Source organism: Streptomyces misionensis (genome assembly GCF_007896895.1).
GTDB lineage: Bacteria > Actinomycetota > Actinomycetes > Streptomycetales > Streptomycetaceae > Streptomyces > Streptomyces misionensis_A.
This window is the reverse complement of record NZ_VOGW01000123.1, coordinates 11322-12224: the sequence shown is the minus strand read 5'-3', so window position 1 is coordinate 12224 and position 903 is coordinate 11322. Positions and strand designations below refer to the sequence as shown.

At 73.3% G+C, this 903-nt stretch carries 1 protein-coding gene; it reads right to left on the bottom strand.

The genetic code is table 11. The features are described 5' to 3' along the window. Nucleotides 1–357: 357 nt before the first annotated feature. On the bottom strand, nt 358–903 hold a 546-nt coding region (locus FRZ03_RS21590), incomplete at its 5' end, for a pyridoxine/pyridoxamine 5'-phosphate oxidase (RefSeq protein ID WP_146466821.1).

The window sequence follows — 903 nt, the reverse complement described above, 5'->3', positions numbered from 1 at the left end:
AATCAGACGTCCGGTTGATGGGTCTCGGTCAAGACCGGAATTGGTTGCGGATTGATCACGGGTGTGCGCGGAGTGTACGCGGATGGTGTGCAAGGGGACGGCAACGGAAGGGAACTGATGCAGGGTCAGCGTCCTAAGCGCGATGAGCGGTGGTCCGCGCCACCGGGGTCCCTCCGCGAGGCCGACCCCACGGTAAACCGGTTCTCCGGACGGCGGGTTGAGCCGACGACCATCGGGTCATGCACCCCGAGTCCTGCCAACTGACCGACGTCCTCGGCGACTTCCCCGCCCGCGCGGGCCGGCTTCCTGCGGGTGGGGCTTCGAGGCCGTGAGCGGACGACCGTAGGGGCGTTTCCCCTACGGCCACAGCAGCGCCCTGCTCCAGCCGAATTCCGTGCTGCGGTACTCCAGGCGGATGTGCGCGCGGTCGGCGGCGCCCTGGAAGAACTCGACGGTGTCCGGGCGCAGCCGGTAGAGGGTCCAGGTGGGGGCGGGCTCGGCCGGGTTCTCGCGGGCCCTGGCCCAGGCGGCGGCCGAGGCGTCGCGCAGGGCGTCCGCCGAGGCCAGCTCCTCGCTCTGCCGTCCGGTCAGCGCCGCCGCGAGCGCGCCCGTGGACCGGGCGTGCAGGTCCGCCTGGCTCTCCTCGTAGGGCGCGGGCGCCACCGGTCCGCGCACCCGCACCTGGCGGCCCAGCACCGGCCAGTAGAAGGCCAGGGCGGCGTACGGGCGGGCCTCCAGCGCCCGGCCCTTGCGGCTGGTGGCGTGCGTGGCGAACGACCAGCCGTCCGGGTCGGCGCCGTGCAGCATCACGATCCGCACGTCCGGCCGCCCCTCCTCGTCCGCCGTGGCCAGCGACATCGTGTGCGGCTCCGGTTGCCCCGCCGCCACGGCCTGGGCGAACCA